Source organism: Zoogloea dura (assembly GCF_012927165.1).
GTDB lineage: Bacteria > Pseudomonadota > Gammaproteobacteria > Burkholderiales > Rhodocyclaceae > Zoogloea > Zoogloea dura.
This window is the reverse complement of sequence record NZ_JABBGA010000004.1, coordinates 187,277-210,216: the sequence shown is the minus strand read 5'-3', so window position 1 is coordinate 210,216 and position 22,940 is coordinate 187,277. Positions and strand designations below refer to the sequence as shown.

22 protein-coding genes are annotated in these 22,940 nt (G+C 63.6%); 13 read left to right on the top strand and 9 right to left on the bottom strand.

Annotated elements, in window-relative coordinates:
* The first annotated feature begins 2 nt into the window (after positions 1 to 2).
* The 11 genes from HHL15_RS07130 to HHL15_RS07080 all read left to right on the top strand — a co-directional run bounded on the left by HHL15_RS07130 (position 3) and on the right by HHL15_RS07080 (position 10,334).
* Positions 3 to 647 carry a CbiQ family ECF transporter T component gene (locus HHL15_RS07130; RefSeq protein WP_169145137.1) on the top strand — a complete coding sequence of 215 codons (645 nt, stop codon included), beginning with the start codon at positions 3 to 5 and terminating at the stop codon, positions 645 to 647.
* On the top strand, positions 641 to 1,477 hold the full coding sequence (truA, locus tag HHL15_RS07125) for a tRNA pseudouridine(38-40) synthase TruA (protein ID WP_169145280.1): 837 nt from the start codon (positions 641 to 643) through the stop codon (positions 1,475 to 1,477). The genes HHL15_RS07130 and truA overlap by 7 nt, the downstream gene beginning before the upstream one ends.
* A complete protein-coding gene (locus HHL15_RS07120; protein ID WP_169145136.1) occupies positions 1,444 to 2,067 on the top strand; it encodes a phosphoribosylanthranilate isomerase in 624 nt (207 codons plus the stop codon). The genes truA and HHL15_RS07120 overlap by 34 nt, the downstream gene beginning before the upstream one ends.
* The gene (gene trpB / locus HHL15_RS07115; RefSeq protein WP_169145135.1) at positions 2,054 to 3,265 is read left to right on the top strand and encodes a tryptophan synthase subunit beta; all 1,212 of its coding nucleotides are present in this window, start codon (positions 2,054 to 2,056) and stop codon (positions 3,263 to 3,265) included. Before HHL15_RS07120 ends, trpB begins: the two co-directional genes overlap by 14 nt.
* A gap of 56 nt (positions 3,266 to 3,321) precedes the next feature.
* The gene (gene trpA / locus HHL15_RS07110; RefSeq protein WP_169145134.1) at positions 3,322 to 4,134 is read left to right on the top strand and encodes a tryptophan synthase subunit alpha; all 813 of its coding nucleotides are present in this window, start codon (positions 3,322 to 3,324) and stop codon (positions 4,132 to 4,134) included.
* The gene (gene accD / locus HHL15_RS07105; protein WP_169145133.1) at positions 4,131 to 5,006 is read left to right on the top strand and encodes an acetyl-CoA carboxylase, carboxyltransferase subunit beta; all 876 of its coding nucleotides are present in this window, start codon (positions 4,131 to 4,133) and stop codon (positions 5,004 to 5,006) included. Before trpA ends, accD begins: the two co-directional genes overlap by 4 nt.
* A 1-nt stretch (position 5,007) precedes the next feature.
* Positions 5,008 to 6,279, top strand: coding sequence for a bifunctional tetrahydrofolate synthase/dihydrofolate synthase (gene folC, locus HHL15_RS07100; RefSeq protein ID WP_169145132.1), 1,272 nt, complete (start codon positions 5,008 to 5,010; stop codon positions 6,277 to 6,279).
* An 85-nt stretch (positions 6,280 to 6,364) separates the two neighbouring features.
* Positions 6,365 to 7,108, top strand: a complete 744-nt coding sequence (locus tag HHL15_RS07095) for an SPOR domain-containing protein (protein ID WP_169145131.1) — start codon at positions 6,365 to 6,367, stop codon at positions 7,106 to 7,108.
* 10 nt (positions 7,109 to 7,118) lie between these two features.
* The gene (locus HHL15_RS07090; RefSeq protein WP_169145130.1) at positions 7,119 to 7,610 is read left to right on the top strand and encodes a CvpA family protein; all 492 of its coding nucleotides are present in this window, start codon (positions 7,119 to 7,121) and stop codon (positions 7,608 to 7,610) included.
* Positions 7,611 to 7,620: 10 nt separating this feature from the next.
* Positions 7,621 to 9,150, top strand: a complete 1,530-nt coding sequence (gene purF / locus HHL15_RS07085) for an amidophosphoribosyltransferase (protein WP_169145129.1) — start codon at positions 7,621 to 7,623, stop codon at positions 9,148 to 9,150.
* A gap of 2 nt (positions 9,151 to 9,152) precedes the next feature.
* Positions 9,153 to 10,334, top strand: coding sequence for an O-succinylhomoserine sulfhydrylase (locus HHL15_RS07080; protein ID WP_169145279.1), 1,182 nt, complete (start codon positions 9,153 to 9,155; stop codon positions 10,332 to 10,334).
* 49 nt (positions 10,335 to 10,383) lie between these two features.
* Here HHL15_RS07080 and HHL15_RS07075 read toward each other — a convergent pair whose 3' ends face one another.
* The 5 genes from HHL15_RS07075 to HHL15_RS07055 are packed head-to-tail and all read right to left on the bottom strand — an operon-like array spanning position 10,384 to position 14,662.
* A complete protein-coding gene (locus tag HHL15_RS07075; protein WP_169145128.1) occupies positions 10,384 to 11,121 on the bottom strand; it encodes a UDP-2,3-diacylglucosamine diphosphatase in 738 nt (245 codons plus the stop codon).
* 25 nt (positions 11,122 to 11,146) lie between these two features.
* Positions 11,147 to 11,641, bottom strand: a complete 495-nt coding sequence (locus HHL15_RS07070) for a peptidylprolyl isomerase (RefSeq protein ID WP_169145127.1) — start codon at positions 11,639 to 11,641, stop codon at positions 11,147 to 11,149.
* Between the two features lie 51 nt (positions 11,642 to 11,692).
* Positions 11,693 to 12,265 (bottom strand): peptidylprolyl isomerase, encoded by a 573-nt coding sequence (locus HHL15_RS07065; protein ID WP_169145126.1) that lies wholly within the window; start codon positions 12,263 to 12,265, stop codon positions 11,693 to 11,695.
* A 22-nt stretch (positions 12,266 to 12,287) separates the two neighbouring features.
* Complete coding sequence (locus tag HHL15_RS07060; protein ID WP_169145125.1) at positions 12,288 to 13,487, bottom strand: L,D-transpeptidase family protein; 1,200 nt, start codon at positions 13,485 to 13,487, stop codon at positions 12,288 to 12,290.
* Positions 13,487 to 14,662: a L,D-transpeptidase Cds6 family protein gene (locus HHL15_RS07055; protein ID WP_169145124.1), complete on the bottom strand. Its 1,176-nt coding sequence runs from the start codon at positions 14,660 to 14,662 to the stop codon at positions 13,487 to 13,489. The genes HHL15_RS07060 and HHL15_RS07055 overlap by 1 nt, the downstream gene beginning before the upstream one ends.
* 188 nt (positions 14,663 to 14,850) lie before the next feature.
* On the opposite strand from HHL15_RS07055, the gene cysS reads away from it, so the two are divergent.
* A complete protein-coding gene (gene cysS / locus HHL15_RS07050) occupies positions 14,851 to 16,242 on the top strand; it encodes a cysteine--tRNA ligase (protein ID WP_169145123.1) in 1,392 nt (463 codons plus the stop codon).
* Between the two features lie 14 nt (positions 16,243 to 16,256).
* Here the strand turns inward: cysS and HHL15_RS07045 are convergent, their stop codons facing one another.
* The 4 genes from HHL15_RS07045 to grpE form a co-directional block, all read right to left on the bottom strand.
* Positions 16,257 to 17,411 (bottom strand): ABC transporter substrate-binding protein, encoded by a 1,155-nt coding sequence (locus tag HHL15_RS07045; RefSeq protein ID WP_235943272.1) that lies wholly within the window; start codon positions 17,409 to 17,411, stop codon positions 16,257 to 16,259.
* Positions 17,412 to 17,554: 143 nt separating this feature from the next.
* Positions 17,555 to 18,685 (bottom strand): molecular chaperone DnaJ, encoded by a 1,131-nt coding sequence (dnaJ, locus tag HHL15_RS07040; RefSeq protein WP_169145122.1) that lies wholly within the window; start codon positions 18,683 to 18,685, stop codon positions 17,555 to 17,557.
* A gap of 104 nt (positions 18,686 to 18,789) precedes the next feature.
* Entirely contained in the window at positions 18,790 to 20,724 is a 1,935-nt protein-coding gene (gene dnaK, locus HHL15_RS07035) for a molecular chaperone DnaK (RefSeq protein WP_169145121.1), read from the bottom strand.
* 92 nt (positions 20,725 to 20,816) lie between these two features.
* Positions 20,817 to 21,413: a nucleotide exchange factor GrpE gene (gene grpE, locus HHL15_RS07030; RefSeq protein WP_169145120.1), complete on the bottom strand. Its 597-nt coding sequence runs from the start codon at positions 21,411 to 21,413 to the stop codon at positions 20,817 to 20,819.
* A 163-nt stretch (positions 21,414 to 21,576) separates the two neighbouring features.
* Between grpE and HHL15_RS07025 the strand changes: the two genes are divergently transcribed.
* On the top strand, positions 21,577 to 22,938 hold the full coding sequence (locus HHL15_RS07025; RefSeq protein ID WP_169145119.1) for a protein kinase domain-containing protein: 1,362 nt from the start codon (positions 21,577 to 21,579) through the stop codon (positions 22,936 to 22,938).
* Positions 22,939 to 22,940 lie beyond the last annotated feature (2 nt).

Here is a 22,940-nt window from a genome sequence, read left to right as displayed (position 1 = left end):
GCTTGTTGATTCACCGGGCTTTGTCTGGGGCAGGGGCGCGCTTCCGTTTTCATCCCGCGTCGCTGCTGATCGTCTGGGGTAGCCTCGTTCTGGCTGTCCAGTTGATGCGAGGGCAGGGGTTGCTGTGGCTTGGGCTGGTGATAGGCCTGGTTGCCGTTTTCTGTGCCCACCAGCGCGTCCGGCGGCTGTTGCGCCGCGTGCGTTACCTGCTCTTGGTGCTGCTGGTGCTGTTTGCGTGGTTTACGCCGGGAGAACTGTTGTTCTCGGGTTTTCCCGGCAGTCCAAGTCTTGAAGGTCTTGTGCTGGCCGCAGTGCATGGTGGCCGGCTGATTCTGGTGGTGGTGCTGGCGGCCATCCTGCTTGAAGGTCTCGACGCATCAGCCCTGGCCGCCGGAATTGATCTTCTTTGTCGGCCTCTGGGCTGGACAGGCGTCTCCCCGGAGCGCCTGATCGTCCGATTTCTTCTCGTTTTTCAATACGTGGAAAATCCGCCGGCCGGTGGCTGGCGTGCTTTATTGCAGGATTCGGCGCTGCCGCCGGATCAGCATGTTCCTGCCATTCGCCAGTTGCCCTGGTGCTGGCGGGACTGGCTGCTGTCAGGCCTGGCGGTGACGGGTTTGGTGATTGCTTTCTGGGAGGGCTGGTGAGGGTCGCAATCGGTGTCGAGTATTCCGGCGAGTTGTTCGAGGGCTGGCAGATCCAGCCGCATGGCCGGACGGTGCAGAATCGCCTCGAGCAGGCGCTTTCCACTGTGGCGCAGGCGCCTGTCAGCGTGGTGTGCGCCGGGAGGACCGATACCGGCGTGCATGCCACGGCACAGGTCGTGCATTTCGATACCTGCGCCAAACGCCCTCTGGAGGCCTGGGTGCGTGGAACCAACAGCCATCTCCCGCCAGGCGTGTCGGTGCTGTGGGCGGTGGAGGTCGATGACGAATTCCATGCTCGCTTCAGCGCAGAATCCCGACGTTATCGTTATGTTCTTCTGAACCGGAGGGTCAGGCCGGCAATCCTGGCTGGCCGGGTCGGGTGGATTCATGGTGCCCTGGATGAGGCGCTGATGGCGCAGGCGGCGGGAGACTTGCTGGGTGAGCATGATTTCACCTCGTTCCGTGCGGCCCAGTGCCAGGCCAGATCACCCGTGAGGACGATGCATTCCATCCAGGTGAGGCGCCATGGCGATGTGGTGATGTTCGATTTCCATGCCAACGCCTTTCTGCACCACATGATCCGAAATCTGGTCGGAGCGCTGGTTTACGTGGGCAAGGGGCGTCAGCCGCCTGGTTGGATGGCGGAACTGCTGACCTTGCGCAATCGCAGCCTGGCCGCGCCGACCTTTGCCCCTGACGGCCTGTATCTTTGCGGTGTGGAGTATCCGCCGAGGTGGTCGCTGCCCGGCGGCGGGCGTATCATCGCGCCTCCCCAACTGTTGATACCCGAGGCGCCGTGCATCGCACCCGAATCAAGATCTGTGGCCTGACCCGCGAAGAGGATGTTCGCGCAGCCGTGAATGCCGGCGCCGACGCTATCGGCTTCGTGTTTTATCCGCCCAGCCCCCGTTTCGTCCCGTTCGAGCGGGCCGCACAGCTGGCGCGCCTCATCCCGCCCTTTGTGACGACTGTTGGCCTGTTCGTCGAGCCGGGGCGGAACTTCGTCGAAACTGCGCTGCAGTCGGTGCCCTTGCAGGTGCTGCAGTTCCACGGTGATGAAACGGAGGCGGATTGCCTGGGTTTCGGGCTGCCTTACATCAAGGCGGCGCGGATGCGGCAGGGGCTTGATCTGTTAAAATACGCGGCTTCTTTCCCGGGTGCCCAGGGGCTTCTCCTGGATGCCTTCGTGGAAGGCTATGGTGGTGGTGGCGAAACCTTCGACTGGTCTCTGATCCCTGACAGGCTGCCGATGCCTTTGATCCTCTCTGGCGGTCTGAATGCGGCCAATGTGGGAGAGGCCGTGAGGCGGGTACAGCCCTGGGCGGTGGACGTGTCCAGTGGCGTCGAGTCAGCGAAGGGCATCAAGGACGCTGCCCTGATCACCGATTTTGTTGCCGGAGTTGAACATGCACATGGCTGATGCCCCCTACGATTTTCCTGATGCGCGCGGCCATTTCGGGCCCTATGGTGGCGTTTTTGTAGCAGAAACGCTGATCCCGGCGCTGACCGAGCTGCGGCAGGCTTATGAGGCAGCGCTGGCTGATCCGGCCTTTGCCGCCGAGTTCAACTACGAACTCAAGCACTACGTGGGCCGTCCAAGTCCGATCTATCACGCCAAGCGCTGGTCCGAGCTCCTCGGTGGCGCCCAGATCTACCTGAAGCGGGAAGATCTGAATCACACCGGTGCCCACAAGGTCAATAACTGCATCGGCCAGGCCATGCTGGCGCGCCGGATGGGGAAGCCCCGGGTCATCGCGGAGACGGGGGCCGGCCAGCACGGGGTCGCCACTGCCACCGTGGCGGCGCGCTATGGCATGGAGTGCGTGGTTTACATGGGTTCCGAGGACGTGCGCCGTCAGGCGGCCAACGTCTACCGCATGAAGTTGCTCGGGGCTACGGTGGTGCCGGTCGAGAGTGGCTCCCGGACCCTCAAGGATGCGCTGAACGAAGCCATGCGTGACTGGGTCACCCATATCGGCAACACCTTTTACATCATTGGTACCGTGGCCGGTCCTCATCCCTATCCGATGATGGTGCGTGATTTCCAGGCAATCATCGGTCAGGAGTGCATCGAGCAGATGCCCGAGATGGTCGGTCGCCAGCCCGACTACGTGATCGCCTGTGTGGGCGGCGGCTCCAACGCGATGGGCATCTTCCACCCGTATATCGAGCACAAGGATGTGCGCCTGATCGGCGTGGAGGCTGCCGGCAGTGGTATCGAAACCGGCATGCACGCCGCTTCCCTGAGCGCGGGGCGCCCGGGGGTGCTGCACGGTAACCGGACCTACCTGCTGCAGAACGAGGATGGCCAGATCATCGAGACTCACTCGATCTCCGCCGGTCTCGATTACCCGGGGGTCGGCCCCGAGCACGCCTGGCTGAAGGACATCCAGCGCGCCGAATATGTCGGCATCACCGATGCCGAGGCGCTCCAGGCCTTCCATAACCTGTGCCGCTTCGAGGGCATCATTCCCGCGCTGGAGTCGTCCCACGCTCTGGCCTATGCGGCCAAGCTCGCTCCGACGCTGCCGAAGGACAAGGTCCTTCTGGTGAATCTGTCCGGTCGTGGCGACAAGGACATGCACACCGTCGCCGAGAAGTCCGGCATCCAGTTCTGATTCATCGCGGCCCCGTCGGTCAGTCCGGCGGGGCCGCCGACCATTCGTACATACCCATGTCCAGAATCCAACAGACTTTCACGCGGCTCGCAGGGGAAGGGCGCAAGGCCTTGATTCCCTTCATCACGGCTGGCGACCCCAATCCGGAAATGACCCTGCCGCTGATGCAGGCCCTGGTGGCAGGGGGAGCCGACATCATTGAGCTTGGCGTGCCGTTTTCCGACCCGATGGCTGACGGGCCCACCATCCAGCGTGCCTCCGAACGTGCCCTGGCGGCAGGGATGAGCATGCGGCGGGTGCTCGATATCGTCCGCAGCTTCCGCGCAACCGGCGATCAGACGCCCGTGGTGCTGATGGGCTACGCCAATCCGATCGAGGCGATGGGCGTCGAGCCCTTCGTCAAGGCGACTGCCGAAGCAGGGGCGGACGGCGTGCTGGTGGTGGACTATCCGCCCGAGGAGTGCCGGGGTTTTGCCGAGAGCTGCCGGGCAGGCGGGCTCGATCCGATCTTCCTGCTGGCGCCGACCTCCACCGAGAAGCGCTTCGAGGATGTCGCGGCAGTGGGTGGCGGTTATATCTACTACGTGTCCCTCAAGGGCGTGACCGGTTCCGCAACCCTCGATCTGGATGAGGTGGCCAGGCGCATCCCGGCCATCCGCGAGAAGGTCGGCATGCCGGTCGGGGTGGGCTTCGGGATCCGCGATGGTGCCACGGCGGCAAAGATTGCCGCTCTGGCCGATGCCGTGGTGATCGGCAGCCGGATCATTGAAGAGATTGAAAGCAGCGCGCCGGGTGAAGCTCCGTCCCGGGTCACGGCCTTTCTGCGGGGAGTGCGTGAGGCCATGGATGCGGCGGGAGGTGCCCGATGAGCTGGCTCAAGAAGCTCCTGCCACCCAAGATCAAGCGGGATACCCCATCGGCCCGAAAGTCCATTCCTGAAGGTCTGTGGAGCAAGTGCCCGGCCTGCGAGGCGGTGCTCTACCGCTCCGACCTCGAGAGCAATCTCAACGTCTGCCCGAAGTGCGGGCATCACCAGCGCATCCGGGCCCGCCAGCGTATCGACTATCTGCTTGATGCGGAAGCCCGTTTCGAGATCGGCGCCGAAGTGGTGCCGGTTGACCCGCTGAAGTTCAAGGATTCCCGGCGTTATCCGGAACGTCTGGCCGCGGCCAACGAAGACACCGGCGAAGCCGACGCGCTGGTTGTCGTGCAGGGAGCGATCAAGACCGTGCCGGTGGTGGTGGCCTGCTTCGAGTTCGAATTCCTGGGCGGTTCGATGGGTTCGGTGGTGGGCGAGCGCTTCGTGCGCGGCGTGAAGGCTGCTCTCGAGCAGCGCCTGCCTTTCATCTGCATCACGGCCACCGGCGGTGCCCGCATGCAGGAAGGGCTCTTCTCCCTGATGCAGATGGCCAAGACCACGGCGGCCATCACCCGCTTGTCCGAGCGCAAGCTTCCGTTCATAACCTTGCTCACCGACCCGACGATGGGCGGTGTGTCGGCCAGCTTTGCCTTCATGGGTGATCTGGTGATCGGCGAGCCGGGTGCCTTGATCGGCTTTGCCGGCCCGCGGGTGATCGAGCAGACCGTGCGCGAGACCCTGCCGGCGGGCTTCCAGCGTTCCGAGTTCCTGCTCGAGAAGGGCGCGCTGGACATGATCATCGACAGGCGCGAACTGCGTGACCGCCTGTCCGAAGTCCTGACCTTGCTGTCCCGGCAGGCTTCCGTGGCGACCGTGGCCTGACATGCAACTGCCGGAAACTTTGGAAGGCTGGCTGGGCCTGCTCGAGGCCCGTCATGGCCAGGCAATCCAGCTCGGGCTCGATCGTGTGCGGAAAGTCAGGGATGCCCTGGGTCTTCCCCAGACCTGCCCGGTGTTCATCGTCGGAGGCACCAACGGCAAGGGTTCCACCTGCGCGATGCTGGAGGCCGTGCTGCTGGCGGCCGGCTATCGGGTCGGGCTGTATACCTCGCCGCACCTGGTGCGCTACAACGAGCGTGTTCATATCAACGGTCGCGATGCCTCCGATGAAGCCCTCGTCGAAGCCTTCGAGGCGGTCGAGCGGGCGCGCGGCGAGGTGCCGCTGACCTATTTCGAGCATGGCACCCTGGCAGCCTGGGCGGCCTTCTGCCGGGCGGGCGTGGATGCCGTGATCCTCGAAGTCGGCCTGGGTGGCCGGCTGGATGCCGTGAACGTCTTTGAGCCCGATTGCTCCATCGTGACCAGTGTGGCGATGGATCACATGGATTTTCTGGGGGACACCCGGGAGGCCATCGGCTTCGAGAAGGCCGGGATCTTCCGGGCTGGCAAGCCGGCCATCTGCAGCGACCCCCAGCCGCCCGAAACCCTGGTCCGGCATGCGGAAGCCATTGGTGCCCGCTTGTCGGTCAGTGGCCGGGATTTCGGTTTTGCGGGGGATCAGGGGCAGTGGGCGTTCTGGCTGGCTGGCGGCAGTCGCCGAGGTGGCCTGGCTTACCCCGCCCTGCGTGGCGTCAATCAGCTCCTCAATGCCGCGGCTGTGATGGCGGCGTGCGAGGCTGTGCGCGACATCCTGCCGGTGCCGATGCAGGCGATCCGCCAGGGGTTCATGCTGGTGGATCTGCCCGGGCGCTTCCAGGTGTTGCCGGGGCGTCCCACGGTGGTCCTGGATGTGGCCCACAACCCCCAGGCCGCCGGCGTGCTGGCCGAGAACCTGGCCAGCATGGGCTTCTTTCCCGAGACCTGGGCGGTCATCGGGATGCTCGCCGACAAGGATGTGGCCGGCGTGATCCGCCTCCTGCGGGACCGCGTGGATCATTGGGTGGCCTGCACCCTGCCGGGACCCCGTGGCCTGACGGCGTCCCGGCTGGCGGAGATCATCCGCGAGTGCGGCGTGTCCGGCGATATCGTCGAGTGCGATTCGGCACAGGCGGCTTACGGGCTGGCTCATGAGCGGGCTGCCGAGGGTGATAGAATCGTGGTCTTTGGCTCTTTCCTGACCGTGGCGGACGTGCTCGCCGCGCGGAAGACGTCGTAACAGGTATAGCTTCAAGATGGCGGATAACGATTCCCAGGACGACCTGAAAAAGCGCGCCCGTCGGCGCCTTGTCGGGTCGGCCGCGTTGGCGCTGGCGGCGGTCATCGTCCTTCCGATGGTGATGGACCATGAGCCCCGGACGCCGACGCAAGACGTGCAGATCCGCATTCCCGGCCAGGAAGGCAGCAATTTCACCTCCCGGGTCATCACCGGCAAGGGGCCGGTGCCCAGTCAACCGGTGGCCGGTGCAGTGGCCGAGGAGAGCGCGCCGCCGGAGCAGGATGACCTGCCGCCGAAGCGTGGCAAGCTGGATCCCGATGTCGACGCCCCGATCTTCAAGCCGGGCGAGGAGCTCCTGCCTCCGCCCCGCAAGGGCGATGCGCCGAAGGCCGAGCTGCGCGCGGAAGCCCGCAAGCCTGATCCGAAGCCGGAAGCCAAGGCGGCACCCAAGCCTGAGCCGAAGCCTGATCCCAAGCTGAAGGAGCGGGAGAAGGAAAAGGAGAAGGAGAAGGAGCGTGAAAAGGAAAAGGCCGAGCGTGAGCGGGCCGAGGCCGAGCGGGCAAAGGCCCTGCTGGCCGGCGCTCCGGCTAAGGAGGGGGGCTCGAATGCTCCCCATGTGGTCATGCTCGGCGCCTACCGGGAGGCCTCCAATGTGGCCGGCCTGCGCGCAAAGTTGAAAGCTGAGGGCTATTCTTCCTACGTCGAGCCCTTGGGCGACAAGATCCGCGTGAGGGCGGGGCCGTTCCCGAACAAGGCGGCGGCGGACAAGGCTGCGGCCCGGATCAGCAAGGTGCTTGGCGTGGCCGCATCGGTTTCGCCCAAGTCGTGATCCTGCAGCCTTGAGCATCCTGGATTACATCGTTGTCGGCCTGGTGGGGCTCTCCGCATTGCTGGGGTTCTGGCGGGGCCTCTTGTCGGAGGTTCTTGCACTGGCGGCCTGGGTGCTGGCGTTCTTTGCCGCCCGCAGCTTCACGGGTGAGGTGCAGCCTGTCGTTGCGCGCTGGGTGAGCGAGCCGGCTCTTCAGGGCGTGGCGGCATTTCTGGCGATTTTTGTTGTCGTACTGATCATGGTTGCGCTTGTGCGCTGGTTGCTCGGTGAGTTGATCCGGGCGGCTGGGCTGGGCGTGGCGGACCGTTTCCTGGGAGCGTGCTTTGGCATCCTGAGAGGCGGTGTAATTGTTTTCGTTGTGGCATTGCTCGTCGGCATCGGCGGCTTTGCCCGGGAAGCGTGGTGGCGGGAGGCGCAGGTTGCGGCGCCCCTCGAGACAGCGGTGATGGCATCGCGACCGTGGCTTCCTGAGCTCGTTGGACAAAGACTTAGATACCGATAGGTGGTTTGAAATGTGTGGGATTCTTGGCGTAGTAGCGACATCACCCGTCAATCAGCTCCTTTATGACGGACTCCAGGTGCTGCAGCATCGGGGGCAGGACGCGGCAGGGATTGCCACGACGGAGGGCGGGCGTTTCCACATGCACAAGGCCTCGGGTCTCGTGCGTGACGTGTTCCGCACCCGCAACATGCGTGATCTCCCGGGCAACTGGGGTATCGCCCATGTGCGCTATCCGACCGCCGGGTCTGCTTCGGCAGCCGAGGAGGCGCAGCCTTTCTATGTGAATTCGCCTTTCGGCCTGATGCTGGCCCACAACGGCAACCTCACGAATTCGGAGGAGCTGAAGCGCGAGATGTTCCTGTCGGACCTGCGCCACATCAACACCAACTCCGATTCGGAGGTGTTGCTGAACGTGCTGGCCCATGAACTGCAAGCCGCCGCCAAGGGCTTCCGGCTGGACGAAGAGACGGTGTTCACCGCCGTGGCGGGCGTGCATCGCCGCTGTCGTGGCGCCTACGCCACCCTGGCGATGATCTCGGGCACCGGGTTGCTGGCCTTCCGCGACCCCTACGGCATCCGCCCGCTGGTCATCGGCCGCAATGACACCCCCAAGGGCACCGAGTGGATGGTCGCCTCAGAAAGCGTGGCGCTGGATGTGCTGGGCTTCAAGCTGGTGCGTGACGTGGCCCCGGGTGAGGCGATCCTGATCGACACTGAAGGGCGTTTCCATAGTCGCCAGTGCGCCAACCACACCCTGCACGCCCCGTGCATGTTCGAGTTTGTCTACCTGGCCCGCCCCGACTCACTGATCGACGGCATCTCGGTGTACGACGCACGCATCAAGATGGGCGAGTTCCTGGCCCGCAAGCTGCGCGCGACCATGCCGCACCTGAAGATCGACGTGGTCATCCCGATTCCGGATTCCAGCCGCCCCTCCGCCATGGAAATGGCGCACCAGCTCAACGTGCCGTACCGCGAAGGCTTTGTGAAGAACCGCTACATCGGGCGTACCTTCATCATGCCGGGCCAGTCGATCCGCAAGAAGTCGGTGCGTCAGAAGCTCAACACGATTCACCAGGAGTTCAAGGGCAAGTCCGTGCTGCTGGTGGATGACTCCATCGTGCGTGGCACGACCAGCCGGGAAATCGTCCAGATGGCCCGCGATGCCGGTGCCACCAAGGTCTACATGGCGTCGGCCGCGCCCCCCGTGCGCTATGCCAACGTCTACGGGATTGACATGCCCACCAAGGGCGAGCTGATCGCCAGCGACCGGACCGAAGAGGAAATCTGTGCCGAGATCGGCGCCGATGCCCTGATCTACCAGGACCTCGACGACCTCAAACAGGCCGTCAAGGCGCTCAATCCGTCGATCTCGGTGTTTGAGACCTCGTGTTTCGATGGCACCTACGTGACTGGTGACGTTACCGCCGAGTACCTGACCGGCGTCGAGACGCAGCGCAACGACGCCGCCAGCAAGTCGGCCACCGAGGACGGGCAGGGGCAGATGGATCTCAATCTGGTCTCTCGGAGCGAGAGTTGAGCATGCAGCCCATGGATGAACTCGGCCTGGACACCCAGGCTGTGCGCGCCGGTATTGAGCGCAGCCAGTTCAACGAACACTCCGAGGCGCTCTACCTGACCTCGAGTTTCGTGTTTGGCAGCGCAGCCCAGGCGGCCGCGCGTTTCTCGGGTGAGGAGGACGGCAACGTCTACGCCCGGTTCACCAATCCGACCGTTACAGCGATGCAGCAGCGTCTGGCCGCTCTCGAAGGGGCCGAAGCCTGTGTGGCCACCGCGTCCGGCATGGCGGCCATCATGTCCATGGTCATGGCCTTGATGAGTGCGGGCGATCACGTGGTGGCCTCCCGCGGCCTGTTTGGCGCCACCCAGCAACTGTTCAACAACATCCTGTCCCGCTTTGGCATCGAGACGACTTTCGTGCCGGCGACCGATCTGGATGCCTATCGCGCTGCCATCACGCCGAAGACCAAGCTGATCTTTGTTGAATCACCGTCCAATCCGCTGACCGAACTGGTCGATATCGCGGCAGTTGCAGCCATCGCCCACGACGCTGGCGTGCTGCTGGCCGTGGATAACTGCTTTTGTTCGCCGGCCCTGCAGCAGCCTCTCAAGCTGGGCGCCGACCTGGTGATCCACTCGGCCACCAAGTACCTGGATGGTCAGGGCAGGGTGCTGGGCGGAGCGGTGTGTGGTAGCAAGAAGCTGGTGGATGAGGTTTTCAAGTTCTTGCGTACTGCGGGGCCCTGCATCTCGCCCTTCAATGCCTGGGTGATCCTGAAGGGGCTGGAGACCCTGCGGATCCGCATGGATGCCCAGTCGTCTGCCGCCCTCCAATTGGCCTCCTGGCTCGAGGCCCAGCCCCAGGTGGCGCGGGTGTATTACCCGGGCCTGCCGTCTCATCCGCAGCATGAACTGGCGCTGCGCCAGCAGGGCAGCGGCGGGGCGATCGTCAGCTTCGAGGTCAGGGGCGGTCGTGAGGAGGCTTGGCGGGTGGTGGATTCGACGCAAATCGTGTCGATTACCGCCAATCTGGGCGATACCAAGACGACCCTGACCCATCCGGCTTCCACGACCCATGGCCGGATTTCTCCCGAAGCGCGGGAAGCTTCCGGCATTCGTGAAAGCCTGCTGCGTGTTGCCGTCGGGCTAGAGTCCATCGAGGACATCAAGGCCGATCTGGCCCGGGGACTGGCCCGCATCTGATGTGCCCGATACCCTGCCTGCCTTGATGGCGGGCAGGGAGCATTTCCCTTCAGTCAAGAGGCAGCCGGTTCAGGCGACCGTCTTCCCAGATCAGCACTTCGCCATGAGCGCCGCGGGAGTCTTCCCGCCAGTCAGACAGCACCCAACGTTCGCAGGAATGTCCGTCCACCTCGTGGATGTGCAGGGCCGGGCGGTGAGTGTGTCCATGGATCAGGCGTGGATAGCCGTTTTGCCGCAGCAGTTCTGCAATCGCAGCGGCATTCACATCCATGATTTCCGCCTGCTTGCCGGCCTTTGCTTGCTCGCTCTTCATGCGTACGCCCGCAATGAACTGCTTGCGGGCAGCCAGGGGTTGAGCCAGGAACTGGGCCTGGTAGGCGGGGCTGCGGACCTGCGACCGGAAGGCTTGGTAGGCCAGATCGTCGGTGCATTCTGCATCGCCATGACAGAGCAGGACGGCCTGTCCGTCCAGATCGATCAGGGTGGGCTCCTGCAGGATCTCAAGGCCGGCTCGGGCTGCAAATTCGCGACCGAGGAGAAAGTCCCGGTTGCCCGGCATGAAATGGAGCTGCGTACCCGTTCTGGCCAGCGCCGCCAGAAGGTCGGCAACGTGGTGGTTCAGCGGGTCTTCTGTGTCGTCGTCGCCTGTCCAGTATTCGAACAGGTCGCCGAGGATGTACACATGCGCCGCCGTCCTGGCGCTTCCCGTGAGGTAGCGCTCCAGGACGACGGTCAGGGCAGGACGATCAGCGGTCAGGTGCAGATCGGAGATGAAATGGACTTGCATGCGCTGGACGCCCTTCCCACGGGGGTCAGATCACTTCGGCACGTTCGATGACCACGTCTTCCTTGGGCACATCCTGGTGGAAGCCGCTGGAGCCGGTCTTGACGCCCTTGATCTTCTCAACCACGTCCTGGCCTTCGCTGACGCGGCCAAAGACGCAATAGCCCCAGCCCTGCATGTCGGGGGAGCGATGGTTGAGAAAGTCGTTATCAGCCACGTTGATGAAGAACTGGGCGGTGGCGGAGTGGGGGTCGCTGGTGCGGGCCATGGCGATGGTCCCGGCGTCGTTCTTGAGGCCGTTATCGGCTTCGTTCTTGATCGGATCCAGGGTCGGCTTCTGCTTCATACCGGGCTGGAAACCGCCGCCCTGGATCATGAAACCGTTGATGACCCGGTGGAAGACGGTGTTGTCGTAGTGGCCGGACTCCACGTAGGCGAGGAAGTTCTTGACCGTTTCGGGGGCCTTCTCGGCATCCAGTTCGAGAACGATGTCGCCGTGGTTGGTGGTGAGTTTGACTGCCATTTGAGTGCTCCTGATGGGATTGGGGTGTGGGTGGATGTGCGGGCTGCAGTCTTACTTGGCAGCCTTTTCAGGCAGTTGCCGGGCGGACTGGATGATGATCGGCGTGGCGGGCACATCCCGGTGAAAGCCGCGGGTGGTGGTCGGCTCCTTGCCGATCTTGCGCACCACCTCCATGCCTTCGGTGACCTTGCCGAACACCGCATAGCCCCAGCCGTCCGGGGAGGGCGAGTTGAGGGCGCGGTTGTCCTCGAGGTTGATGAAGAACTGGGCCGATGCGGAATGCGGGTCCTGGGTGCGGGCCATGGCGATGGTGCCGGCGTCGTTCTTGAGGCCGTTCTTGGCCTCGTTCTCGATCGGCGGGCGCAGCTTGGGCTTTTCTTCCATCTTGGTGTTCATGCCGCCACCCTGGATCATGAAGCCATCGATGACGCGATGGAAGATCAGGCCGTCATAGAAGCCGCTCTTCACGTATTCCAGGAAGTTGGCCACCGACTTGGGGGCCTTTTCGGGATACAACTCCAGCACGATGTTGCCCGCGCTTGTCTTCAGTTCGACCTGGGGGTTGGCTGCCGCGGCGACAAGCGCCTGGCCGGCCAGGATTGCGGCAAGAATGAATTTTTTCATGGTGATTCCGTGGGGTTGAGACTCAGGCGAAGCCTTCGTAGATGATCTTCCATTGTCCGCTTTCCTTCATCCAGTACTGGCGCTTGCGGAGAACATTGGAGAGGTTGTTGCTGCGGTAGTCCTGCTCGAATGTGACCACGATCATGTCCTGTTTACCCGGGTTGCGAAAGACGCTCATCTTGCTCAGTTCGATCTTGACCCAGGTCTTGCCCGCGCCGACCAGGCGCTTCTGGCGGGCCCATTGGCCCAGGTCTCCCTCGTTGTTGCGGAAGGACTTGGAATAGTGGGACAGGTAGCGTTCGACGTCGCGGCTTTCCCAGTCTTTGCGCCAGGCCTCGATCTGGCGGCTGAGGGCCGTGCGCTCGGCGGTCCAGTCGTCGAGGCTCAGCCACTCGATGGTGTTGCTGATGATGACGGGTGTCAGGCCGATCTGCATGTAGCCGGCGATGGCGTCGAAGTCCTGGTTCGTCAGTACCACGCAGCCGTCCGAGGCCCGTGGCGGGCGGGAGTAGGTGTCGCTCGGCGTCCCGTGCAGCCAGATTCCATGGCCGTTGCGCCCCTGCTGGCGGTCCCATTCGTTCGGATAGCTGATTGGAAAGGCGCCGCTGCCGTAGAAGTCGGACAGTTTCTGGCGGGGCAGGTTGGCGGTGACGTAGTAGACCCCGATCGGGGTTCGCTTGTCACCCTCGCGGGTCTTCTCTGCACCGAGCTTGCCGTGGGCGACGTAGTAGTCGGCGATGAAGCGCGGGCGCCCGGCGTCGTTCTGGTAGATGTAGAGACGGGAGCGCTGGGTGTCGACGACGATGGCGTACTTCTGCTCCTGCTCCATCTGCAGCAGGTAGCGGGGTACATAGTTGCTCGGCGGGCGGTTGCGATAGGCCTTGAGGCGGACGATGGCCTCGTCGCGGAGGTCGGACAGCTTGTCGGCCGGTGCGCCCGGCAGGTTGCCAAAGGCGGCGATGGGGCGTGTCCGTGCCAGCAGGAGGTCGCCGCGGATCAGGTGGGCCAGGCGAAAATTGGGAAAGCGCTCGATGAGCGCATCCACCTTCTTGAGCGCGGTGTCGAGCCTGCCGTCCTCGATGTCACGGATGACCGCGGCCAAGGCGGGATCAGGATCGCCGGTGGCCGGCGCGGTTGGCGGCGCGGCGGCGATGCCGAGACATGCCCAGGAGGACGCCAGCACGAGCAGGGCCCGGCTGGCTGCTTGCAACAGGCCACGCATCAACCGCCAACCCGCTCCTGCTGAATGACCCACTTGCCGTCCTGATTGATGAGGTTGAGTGTCTTGTTGGACGAGGTGGACAGGTTGAGCGAGCGATAGTGCTGACGAAGCTTGACGGTGGCCCGGTTGCCTTCCACCGAGACAACCTTGACGTTCTCGAGTTCGACTTCGATGTTGCCGGGCTTGGTCAGGCGTTGGGAGCGTTCTTCTTCCCAGGCCTTGCGATTGAGCCCCTTGGGCGTTTCAAACTCGCGGGCATAGTGTGACAGGTAGCCCTTGACGTCCTTGCGGGACCAGGCGCCCGCCCAGCTCTGCACGGCCTTGGCGACGGCGGCAGCCTGCGGCGGCACTTCATCCCTGATCTCGGGGCGCTTGGCGGGCTTGGGTTCTTCCTTGGGTGCAAGAGCGGCCGGTGCCGGGGACGGGACAGGCGTGGCCGGCTTTGCTGCGGCGACGACGGCAGCAGCGGGCGTGGCGGGGGGCGCTGCAGGCGCCGGCTTGGCGGCGGAAGGTGCCGGGGCGGGCACGAGTGCAGGGGCGACGGCAACGGGCTTGGCGGGTGCGGACGGGGCGCTGGCTACAGCCGGGGCCGGGGCCGGGGCCGGCTTTGTCGCGGGTGCGGGCGCCGGAGCGGCTGCAACCGCCGGGGTGACCGGGCGCACGCTCTTGCCACCGACGCTGATCATTTCCCGGATCAGCGCGAGCTTGTTCTGGGCGGTGAGGTTGGAGGAGTCCAGCGCCAGGGCCTTGTCGTAGGCCTGGCTGGCCAGGCGCGCGTAGATGTCGCCGAGGTTCTCGTGGGCCGTGGCATAGCTTGGATGGGTCCGGATGGCCATCTCGAGGGCGTTGCGGGCCTTGTCGTACTGGCGCTGCTGAGCGTACAGCACGGCCAGATTGTTGTAGGGCTCGGGAAGCTCGGGGTAGTCCTCGGTCAGCTTCTGGAAGACGGTGATGGCCTCGCTGCCGCGGTTGAGCTCCGACAGCACCACGCCCTTGAGGAAGCGGACCTGGGCGTCCCGGGGCTTGCTCGCCAGCATCTGGTCTGCGCGCTCGAGGGCTTGTGGAAACTGGCCCTGCTTGACGAGGGCTTGCAGGTCCTGAAGGGGATCGGCCCGCAAGGGGCTGCAGAACAGGCTTCCAACGAGCAGGGTTACGGCCAGGGCGCGTTTTGACATGTGGTATCATCCGCCGGCGCGCACGGGCACGCTGAGGCGATCAGGTCCGAGTTGATTTCCAGCGCCACATTTTATCAAGAAGCTCTGCCGCCGGCCATGAGCGTTCCCCGTTTGTCCGGCGTTAATCCTACTGTTTCGGCCGCCTGCGAGGGTGGTTCGTCGTCAAACGCTTCATTTCGGTCACTCCCATGCTGAAAATTTACAACTCCCTGTCCCGTCAGAAGGAGCAGTTCAAACCCATCGAGCCTGGCAAGGTGCGCATGTATGTGTGCGGCATGACGGTGTACGACTACTGTCACCTGGGGCACGCGCGGGTCATGGTGGTCTTCGACATGGTGTCGCGGTGGCTGCGGGCGGATGGGTATGACGTGACCTACGTGCGCAACATCACTGATATCGATGACAAGATCATCCGGCGGGCCGGTGAGAACGGCGAGAGCATCCGCGCTCTGACCGACCGCTTCATCGGGGCCATGCATGAAGATGCCGATGCCCTCGGCGTGCTGCGTCCGGACCACGAGCCGCGAGCCACCGAATACGTGGCGCCGATGCAGAAGCTGATCGGCACCCTGATCGAGAACGGCCTTGCCTACAAGGCGGACAACGAGGATGTCTGCTACGCAGTGCGCAAGTTCGAGGGCTACGGCAAGCTGTCGGGCAAGTCGCTGGACGAGCTGCGTGCGGGCGAGCGGGTTGAGGTGGCGGGAGGCAAGCATGATCCGCTCGATTTCGTGCTGTGGAAGCGCGCGCGGGCCGATGAGCCGGAAGAGGTCAAATGGACGTCTCCCTGGGGCACAGGGCGTCCTGGCTGGCACATCGAATGCTCGGCGATGAGCTCGGAGCTGCTCGGCTCCCAGTTTGATATCCATGGCGGTGGGGCAGACTTGCAGTTTCCGCACCACGAGAACGAGATCGCCCAGAGCGAGGGCGCCCATCAATGCACCTTCGTCAATTACTGGATGCACAACGGCTTTGTGCGGGTGGACGATGAGAAGATGTCCAAGAGCCTGGGCAATTTCTTCACCATCCGCGATGTGCTGAAGGAATACGCCCCGGAAGTGGTGCGTTTCTTCATTCTGCGTGCGCATTACCGGAGCCCGCTGAATTATTCGGACGCCCACCTGGTGGATGCGCGGAATGCCCTGTCGCGCCTCTACACGGCCTTGCGCAATGCGCCGCCGGCCGGGGAGAGCGGGGGGGTGGACTGGAATTCGCCCTACGCGGCGCGTTTCAAGCTGGCCATGGATGACGACTTCAACACGGCTGAAGGCCTGTCGGTGCTTTTTGATCTGGCCGGCGAGGTGAACCGTGAGCGCTCGGCCGAGGCGGCAGCGCTGCTGCGTGCCCTGGGGGGGGTGCTGGGCCTGCTCGAGCAGGATCCGACGAGCTTCCTGCAGGGCGGGGTGGCCGATGCCACCGGGGGCGACGAGGAAGAGTCCATCGAAGCCCGCATCGCCGCTCGCATCGAGGCAAAGAAGGCCAGGGATTTCGCGGAGGCGGACCGCATCCGGGCCGAGTTGCTGGCGGAGGGAATTGCCCTGGAGGACACGCCGCAGGGAACGATCTGGCGGCGTGCCTGATTGAACTCGATGGCCTAGCGCAGGACCTTGCCGTCGCGCCCAAGCACGGTGAGGTCCACGAAGCGCGAGCCATTGTGATTGGCCGGCGAGTAATTCACCTTGTACCCGCCGAGGTCGAAGGCACCTGATTCCAGCGCGGAGACGACTTTCTCCCGGCTGGGGTCGCGCCCGGCTTTCTTGAGGGCTTCCGCCACCAGTTTGGCATTGATGAAGCCTTCGATCCCGTAATAGCTGTAATTGCCGTGTTTCGCATGGGTCTGCAGGGCCTTGTGGTATTCCTTGGTGATCGGGAGTGTGTCGTTCCACGGGTAGGGCATCACCTGGGAAATGCCGATGCCGTGCGCTTCCTTTGCACCCATCTCCGCAATCAGGAGATCCGCGCCGATCGGCGACAGGGTCGAGAACTGGGGAATCTGGCCGGCCTTGCGCATCTGCCGGATGAACTCCGCTGTTGGCTTGTAGAGCGTCACCATGATTACTGCCTGGGGGGTGGCCTTGGCGATCTGGGCGACTGCGTTGCCGACGTCCAGCGAATTGCGCTCGACCGAGCCCACTGCCACTGGCTTGAGCTTGTGCTGGGCGAGAGTGGCGATCACGCCATCGAGGCCGGACTTTCCGAAACCGTCGTTCTGGTAGAAGACGGCGATCTGGTTGATGCCGAGGCCGACCAGATGATTGACGATGGCCTCCGTCTCGTCGGCATAGCTGGCACGCAGGTGGAACATGTAGCGGTTTGCCGGTGTACGCAGGGTGCCGGCGCCGCTGATGGTACCGATCAGGGGGACCTTGGCCTCCGAAAAGACCTTCATGGCTTCGGTGGTTGGCGATGAACCGTAATAAGCCATCAAGGCGAAGACCTTGTTTTCGGTGATCAGCTTGCGGGTGTTGGCGACGGTCTTTTCAGTTTCGTAGCCGTCGTCCAGGGTCACCAGTTCTACCTTTCGGCCATTGATTCCGCCGCTGGCATTGAGTTGGGCGAAATAGGCCAGGGCGCCTTCCTTCATTTCCTTTCCGTAGGCACCGTTGGGTCCGGAAAACGGTGCGGACATTCCCAGGGTGATGGTGTTGTCGCTGATGCCCGGATCGGCGGCCATGGCAGGATTGCCGAGTGCAAACAGCATTCCTGCCCCCAGGTTGACGAGCAGAGACTTCATGGCGTGGCTGAGCATGGGTTTCGTTCTTCTGTCTGTGTCGGTGGGAATAGCGGGGCGAGTATAGGACAAAAGGAAGGGGTTTCGGAAAGCATACTGGCCGGCCCCAAAACAGGGCCGGCCAGTAATTTGTTGTTGCAATGCAGCAGTTTGCGTAAGGATCAGGCGCTGAAGAAGTCCTTCACTTTATCCATCCAGGATTTTGCCTTGGGGTTGTGGCGCTCGGCATTGCCTGCGGCAATCTCTTCGAATTCCCGCAGCAGTTCCTTCTGCCTGTCGGTGAGCTTCACCGGCGTTTCAACCACCACATGCACCATCAGGTCACCCGGGGCGTGGCTGCGCACATTGCGGATGCCCTTGCCGCGCAGGCGGAATACCTTGGCGCTCTGGGTCTCTGCGGGAATGCGGATGTTGGCTGCGCCGTCGAGGGTCGGAATCTCGATTTCCCCGCCGAGTGCAGCGGTGCTGAAGCTGATCGGCATCTCGCAATGCAGGTCGTCGCCGTCACGCTGGAAGACCGGGTGCTGCTTGATGTGGATTTCCACGTAGAGATCGCCGGACGGGCCGCCGTTCACGCCGGGCTCGCCATGACCGCTGTGGCGCAGACGCATGCCGTCGTCGATGCCGGCGGGGATCTTGACCTCAAGGGTCTTCTGACGCTTGACCCGGCCGGCGCCGCCGCAGGAGGTGCAGGGCTCGGGGATGACGCGGCCGCTGCCGTGGCACTTCGGGCAGGTCTGCTGAATCGAGAAGAAGCCTTGCTGGATGCGAACCTGGCCTGCGCCACCGCAGGTGGGGCAGGTTTTGGGCTGGGTGCCGGGCTTGGCGCCGCTGCCATGGCAGCTGTCGCATTCCTCAAGGGCCGGAATCCGGATGGTTTTTTCGGCGCCCCTTGCCGCTTCCTCAAGGGAGATCTCGAGGTTGTAGCGCAGGTCGGCACCGCGGTAGACGTTGGAGCGCCCGCGACCACCGCCACCACCGCCGAAGATGTCGCCGAAGATGTCGCCGAAGGCGTCGGCGAAGCCGTCGAAGCCCTGGCCGCCACCGCCGCCGCCGCCCATCGACTGGTCCACGCCGGCGTGGCCGTAGCGGTCATAGGCGGCGCGCTTGTTGGCGTCGGTGAGGATCTCGTAGGCCTCCTTGGCCTCCTTGAATTTCTCTTCCGCTTCCTTGTTGTCCGGATTACGGTCCGGATGGTATTTCATGGCCAGCTTGCGGTAGGCCTTTTTCAGTTCGTCCTCGGAAGCGTCGCGATTGACGCCGAGGATCTCGTATAAATCCCTTTTCGCCATGTTTGGGTGCCCTGGCTATATTGCGGAAAGGCCGAGCCGAGCGGCGCACGTGGCGCCGGCATGGCTCGGCCGGGTCGGTCAGGTCGGCTTTCGGCCGGACAGACTTACTTCTTGTCTTTCACTTCGGTGAATTCTGCATCCACCACGTCAGGGTCGTTGGCCTTGGAGCTGCCGGCAGAGCCTGCCCCGGCACCTGCGCCGCCGGCCGCACCCGCTTCGGCCTGGGCCTGGGCGTAGATGTGCTCGCCGAGCTTCTGGCTGACGGTGGCCAGCGCTTCGCTCTTGGCATCGATGGCGGCCTTGTCGCCGGACTTGATGGCTTCCTCGGCTTCGGCGATGGCGGCTTCGATCTTGGCCTTGTCGTCGCCGATCTTGTCGCCGTGTTCGGCCACGGCCTTCTTCACGGAGTGCACCAGGGTGTCGAGCTGGTTGCGGGCATCGACCAGTTCGTGGGCCTTCTTGTCCTCTTCGGCGTGGGCCTCGGCGTCGCGCACCATGCGCTGGATCTCGTCATCCGACAGGCCGGAGTTGGCCTTGATGGTGATCTTGTTCTCTTTGCCGGTGGCCTTGTCCTTGGCGGACACGTGAAGGATGCCGTTGGCGTCGATGTCGAAGGTGACCTCGATCTGCGGCATGCCGCGCGGGGCCGGCGGGATGTCGGAGAGGTTGAACTGGCCGAGGCTCTTGTTGCCGGAGGCCATTTCGCGCTCGCCCTGCAGCACGTGGATGGTGACCGCGTTCTGGTTGTCGTCGGCGGTGGAGAAGACCTGCGATGCCTTGGTCGGGATCGTGGTGTTCTTCTGGATCAGCTTGGTCATCACGCCGCCCAGGGTCTCGATGCCGAGGGACAGCGGGGACACGTCGAGGAGCAGCACGTCCTTGACTTCGCCCTGCAGCACGCCGCCCTGGATGGAGGCGCCGACAGCCACGGCTTCGTCGGGGTTCACGTCGCGACGCGGATCCTTGCCGAAGAACTCCTTCACCTTTTCGATGACCTTGGGCATGCGGGTCTGGCCGCCGACCAGGATCACGTCGTCGATGTCGGAGACCTTCACGCCGGCGTCCTTGAGGGCCACGCGGCAGGGCTCGATGGTGCGCTCGACCAGCTCTTCCACCAGGGATTCGAACTTGGCGCGGGTGATCTTCAGCGCCAGGTGCTTCGGGCCGGTGGCATCAGCGGTGATGTAGGGCAGGTTGATTTCGGTCTGCTGGCCGGAGGACAGCTCGATCTTGGCCTTCTCGGCAGCTTCCTTGAGGCGTTGCAGGGCCAGCACGTCGTTCTTCAGATCGACGCCTTGTTCCTTTTTGAACTCGGTGACGATGTAGTCGATGATGCGCTGGTCGAAGTCTTCACCGCCCAGGAAAGTGTCGCCGTTGGTGGCCAGCACTTCGAACTGGTGCTCGCCGTCGATGTCGGCGATTTCGATGATGGAGATGTCGAAGGTGCCGCCGCCAAGGTCGAACACGGCGATCTTGGAGTCACCGGGCTTCTTGTCCATGCCGAAGGCGAGGGCGGCCGCGGTCGGTTCGTTGATGATGCGCTTGACTTCCAGGCCGGCGATGCGGCCGGCGTCCTTGGTGGCCTGGCGCTGGCTGTCGTTGAAGTAGGCCGGCACCGTGATGACGGCTTCGGTGACTTCTTCGCCGAGGTAGTCTTCGGCGGTCTTCTTCATCTTGCGCAGCACTTCGGCGGAGACCTGCGGCGGGGCGATCTTCTTGCCGCGCACTTCAACCCAGGCGTCGCCGTTGTCGGCCTTGGTGATGGTGAAGGGCATCAGGTCGATGTCCTTCTGCACTTCCTTCTCTTCGAAGCGGCGGCCGATCAGGCGCTTGACCGCGTAGAGGGTGTTGCGGGCGTTGGTGACGGCCTGGCGCTTGGCGGGGGCGCCGCACAGGATCTCGCCATCGTCGGCGTAGGCGACGACGGACGGGGTGGTGCGCGCACCTTCGGAGTTTTCGATGACCTTGGGCTTGCCGCCTTCCATCACGGAAACGCAGCTGTTGGTGGTGCCGAGGTCGATGCCGATGATCTTGCCCATGAGTTTTCCTTCAGTTCGAATTCTGTTGTTCGGTCGGGCGGAGGTGCTCTGCCCTGTCACTTGTTACCGATATGGGGATGCTGTCGCCGGTTTCAAGCGGCAGGTTTGGCCTTGGAGACAACCACCAGGGCCGGGCGCATGACGCGCTCGTTGAGCAGGTAGCCCTTTTGCAGCACGTTGATCACGGTATTGGGTTCGCCGTCGGCCTCGATGGCGCTGATTGCCTGATGCTTGTTGGGATCGAACTTCTCGCCCACGGGGCTCACTTCGGTGACATTGGCGCTCTGGAAGGCGGAGACGAGCTGCTTGAGCGTCAGTTCAACGCCTTGCTTGAGGCTTTCAAGGGTGGCGTTTTCGGTGGCCAGGGCTGCTTCCAGGCTGTCCTTGACCGGAAGCATGGACTGCGCGAATTTCTCGGCGGCAAACTTGCTCGCCTTGGCGATGTCATCCTGGGCGCGGCGGCGAACGTTCTCTGTCTCTGCCTTGGCACGCAGCCATGCGTCGTGGTGCTCGGCGGCCTTGAGTTCAGCGCTGCGGAGCTGCTCGGCGAGGCTCGGAATGATGTCAGCTTCCGGGGTGTCGGTGACGGGGGCTGCGGTGTCGGCGCCGGTGCCGGTGCCGGAGATGCTCTCCACGAGTTCCGGCGCGGTCGTGCCTTCGGTGCCCAGGGGGGTGTCTTGCTGTTGCATGGGTAAGGACTCCGTTTTTTGACTCGCCCTAGCTGGGGGCGCAATGTAAGATTTCAAGGGGGGAGGCGCGCAGTCGGAAAGGCGCGCTTTCGGGCATGTGTAGAATCGGGGTTTGCCGGGCTGAGTCCGGCCTTCGGTGCAATCTTTGTGGTGCGAAACTGGAATGGACAAGGCGCCAGACAAAGTCGGCAAGTACAAGCTGATCCGTGAGGTCGGTCGCGGTGCGACGGCCACGGTCTATCTTGCCGAGCATCCCCAGTATCCGGAGCCGGTCGCCCTCAAGCTGATCCGCTTCGACGACAAGGCCAAGGACGAGGCCAAGTGGAACCGGCGCCTGATGAAGCTGCTGCGGGCCGAGCAGGACGTCTCGAGCAAGCTCGATCATCCGAACATAATCAAGATCTTCGACTCCACGATCGAGAAGGACTACGCCTACATCGTCATGGAGTACTTCCCGGGGACAACCCTAGAGCAGTACTGCGGCTTCCAGAACCTGCTGCCGCTGCACCGGGTCATCGGCATCATCTTCAAATGTGCCATGGCACTGGATTACGCCTACCGGCAGGGGATCGTGCACCGGGACATCAAGCCGGCCAACATCCTTGTCGACGAGCAGGACAACGTCAAGATCACCGACTTCGGGCTGGCGCTGAACATCAGCAAGAAGAGCGCCTCCGACTCGACCTTCATCATGGGGGTGGGTTCTCCGGCCTACATGAGCCCGGAGCAGATCAAGGGCTATCCGCTCAACCAGAAGACAGATCTCTTCTCGCTGGGGGTGGTGCTCTTCCACATGCTGACCGGGCGTCTGCCTTTCCGGGCCAAGAACCCCGCCCAGCTGATCTACAAGATCATCAACACAGAGCCACCGCAGGTTTCGCAGATCAACTCGGAGCTGCCGGAGCAGCTCGACGGGGTCATCCGGCGGGCGCTCGAGAAGGACCTGTATTCCCGCTACAAGAATGGCGCAGACTTTGCCAAGGACTTGTCCGCGGTCCGCTACAAGATCCTCGATGACAAGCTGGTGCCGGTGGATACGGCGCGCTTCGCGGTGCTGCGCAAGATGCCCTTCTTCGTCGAGTTCGAGGATGTGGAGATCTGGGAGATCCTGCGGATTTCCCGTTGGCGCAAGGTTGAGGCGAACACCCTGCTGGTGCGGGAGGGGGATGCAGACCAGCGCTTCGGCATCATCGTCGACGGGCGGGTCGAGGTGTCGGTGGATGGACACCGGGTCTGCGAGCTGGCCTACGGCGATGTCTTCGGCGAACTGGCCTATCTCGACCAGCAGGATCATCGCCAGGTGAGTACCTCGGTTGCAACGACCGGAACGGTATATCTCGAGATCAATCCCGCCGCTCTGTCATTGGCGACGGACGAGTGCCAGGAGGCTTTCCGGAGCCGCCTGGTCACGATCGTGGCCCGCCGCCTGGGGCAGGCTTACCGGGAGCTCTCCAAGGATGGCCCACCGGCGGAGCGCATCACCGTGAGCGGTTTTGGCATGGAGCTCCAGCTGGTCGACAATTGAGC

What these genes read in the sequence shown, in the direction of transcription:
- HHL15_RS07065 (WP_169145126.1), bottom strand. Translation starts at nt 12,265, where the DNA reads ATGAAAAAATTCATTCTTGCCGCAATCCTGGCCGGCCAGGCGCTTGTC.
- purF (WP_169145129.1), top strand. Translation starts at nt 7,621, where the DNA reads ATGTGTGGGATTCTTGGCGTAGTAGCGACATCACCCGTCAATCAGCTC.
- HHL15_RS07060 (WP_169145125.1), bottom strand. Translation starts at nt 13,487, where the DNA reads ATGCGTGGCCTGTTGCAAGCAGCCAGCCGGGCCCTGCTCGTGCTGGCG.
- HHL15_RS07075 (WP_169145128.1), bottom strand. Translation starts at nt 11,121, where the DNA reads ATGCAAGTCCATTTCATCTCCGATCTGCACCTGACCGCTGATCGTCCT.
- folC (WP_169145132.1), top strand. Translation starts at nt 5,008, where the DNA reads ATGCAACTGCCGGAAACTTTGGAAGGCTGGCTGGGCCTGCTCGAGGCC.
- HHL15_RS07045 (WP_235943272.1), bottom strand. Translation starts at nt 17,411, where the DNA reads ATGCTCAGCCACGCCATGAAGTCTCTGCTCGTCAACCTGGGGGCAGGA.
- HHL15_RS07055 (WP_169145124.1), bottom strand. Translation starts at nt 14,662, where the DNA reads ATGTCAAAACGCGCCCTGGCCGTAACCCTGCTCGTTGGAAGCCTGTTC.
- cysS (WP_169145123.1), top strand. Translation starts at nt 14,851, where the DNA reads ATGCTGAAAATTTACAACTCCCTGTCCCGTCAGAAGGAGCAGTTCAAA.
- HHL15_RS07070 (WP_169145127.1), bottom strand. Translation starts at nt 11,641, where the DNA reads ATGGCAGTCAAACTCACCACCAACCACGGCGACATCGTTCTCGAACTG.
- HHL15_RS07080 (WP_169145279.1), top strand. Translation starts at nt 9,153, where the DNA reads ATGCAGCCCATGGATGAACTCGGCCTGGACACCCAGGCTGTGCGCGCC.
- dnaK (WP_169145121.1), bottom strand. Translation starts at nt 20,724, where the DNA reads ATGGGCAAGATCATCGGCATCGACCTCGGCACCACCAACAGCTGCGTT.
- trpB (WP_169145135.1), top strand. Translation starts at nt 2,054, where the DNA reads ATGCACATGGCTGATGCCCCCTACGATTTTCCTGATGCGCGCGGCCAT.
- grpE (WP_169145120.1), bottom strand. Translation starts at nt 21,413, where the DNA reads ATGCAACAGCAAGACACCCCCCTGGGCACCGAAGGCACGACCGCGCCG.
- HHL15_RS07025 (WP_169145119.1), top strand. Translation starts at nt 21,577, where the DNA reads ATGGACAAGGCGCCAGACAAAGTCGGCAAGTACAAGCTGATCCGTGAG.
- accD (WP_169145133.1), top strand. Translation starts at nt 4,131, where the DNA reads ATGAGCTGGCTCAAGAAGCTCCTGCCACCCAAGATCAAGCGGGATACC.
- trpA (WP_169145134.1), top strand. Translation starts at nt 3,322, where the DNA reads ATGTCCAGAATCCAACAGACTTTCACGCGGCTCGCAGGGGAAGGGCGC.
- dnaJ (WP_169145122.1), bottom strand. Translation starts at nt 18,685, where the DNA reads ATGGCGAAAAGGGATTTATACGAGATCCTCGGCGTCAATCGCGACGCT.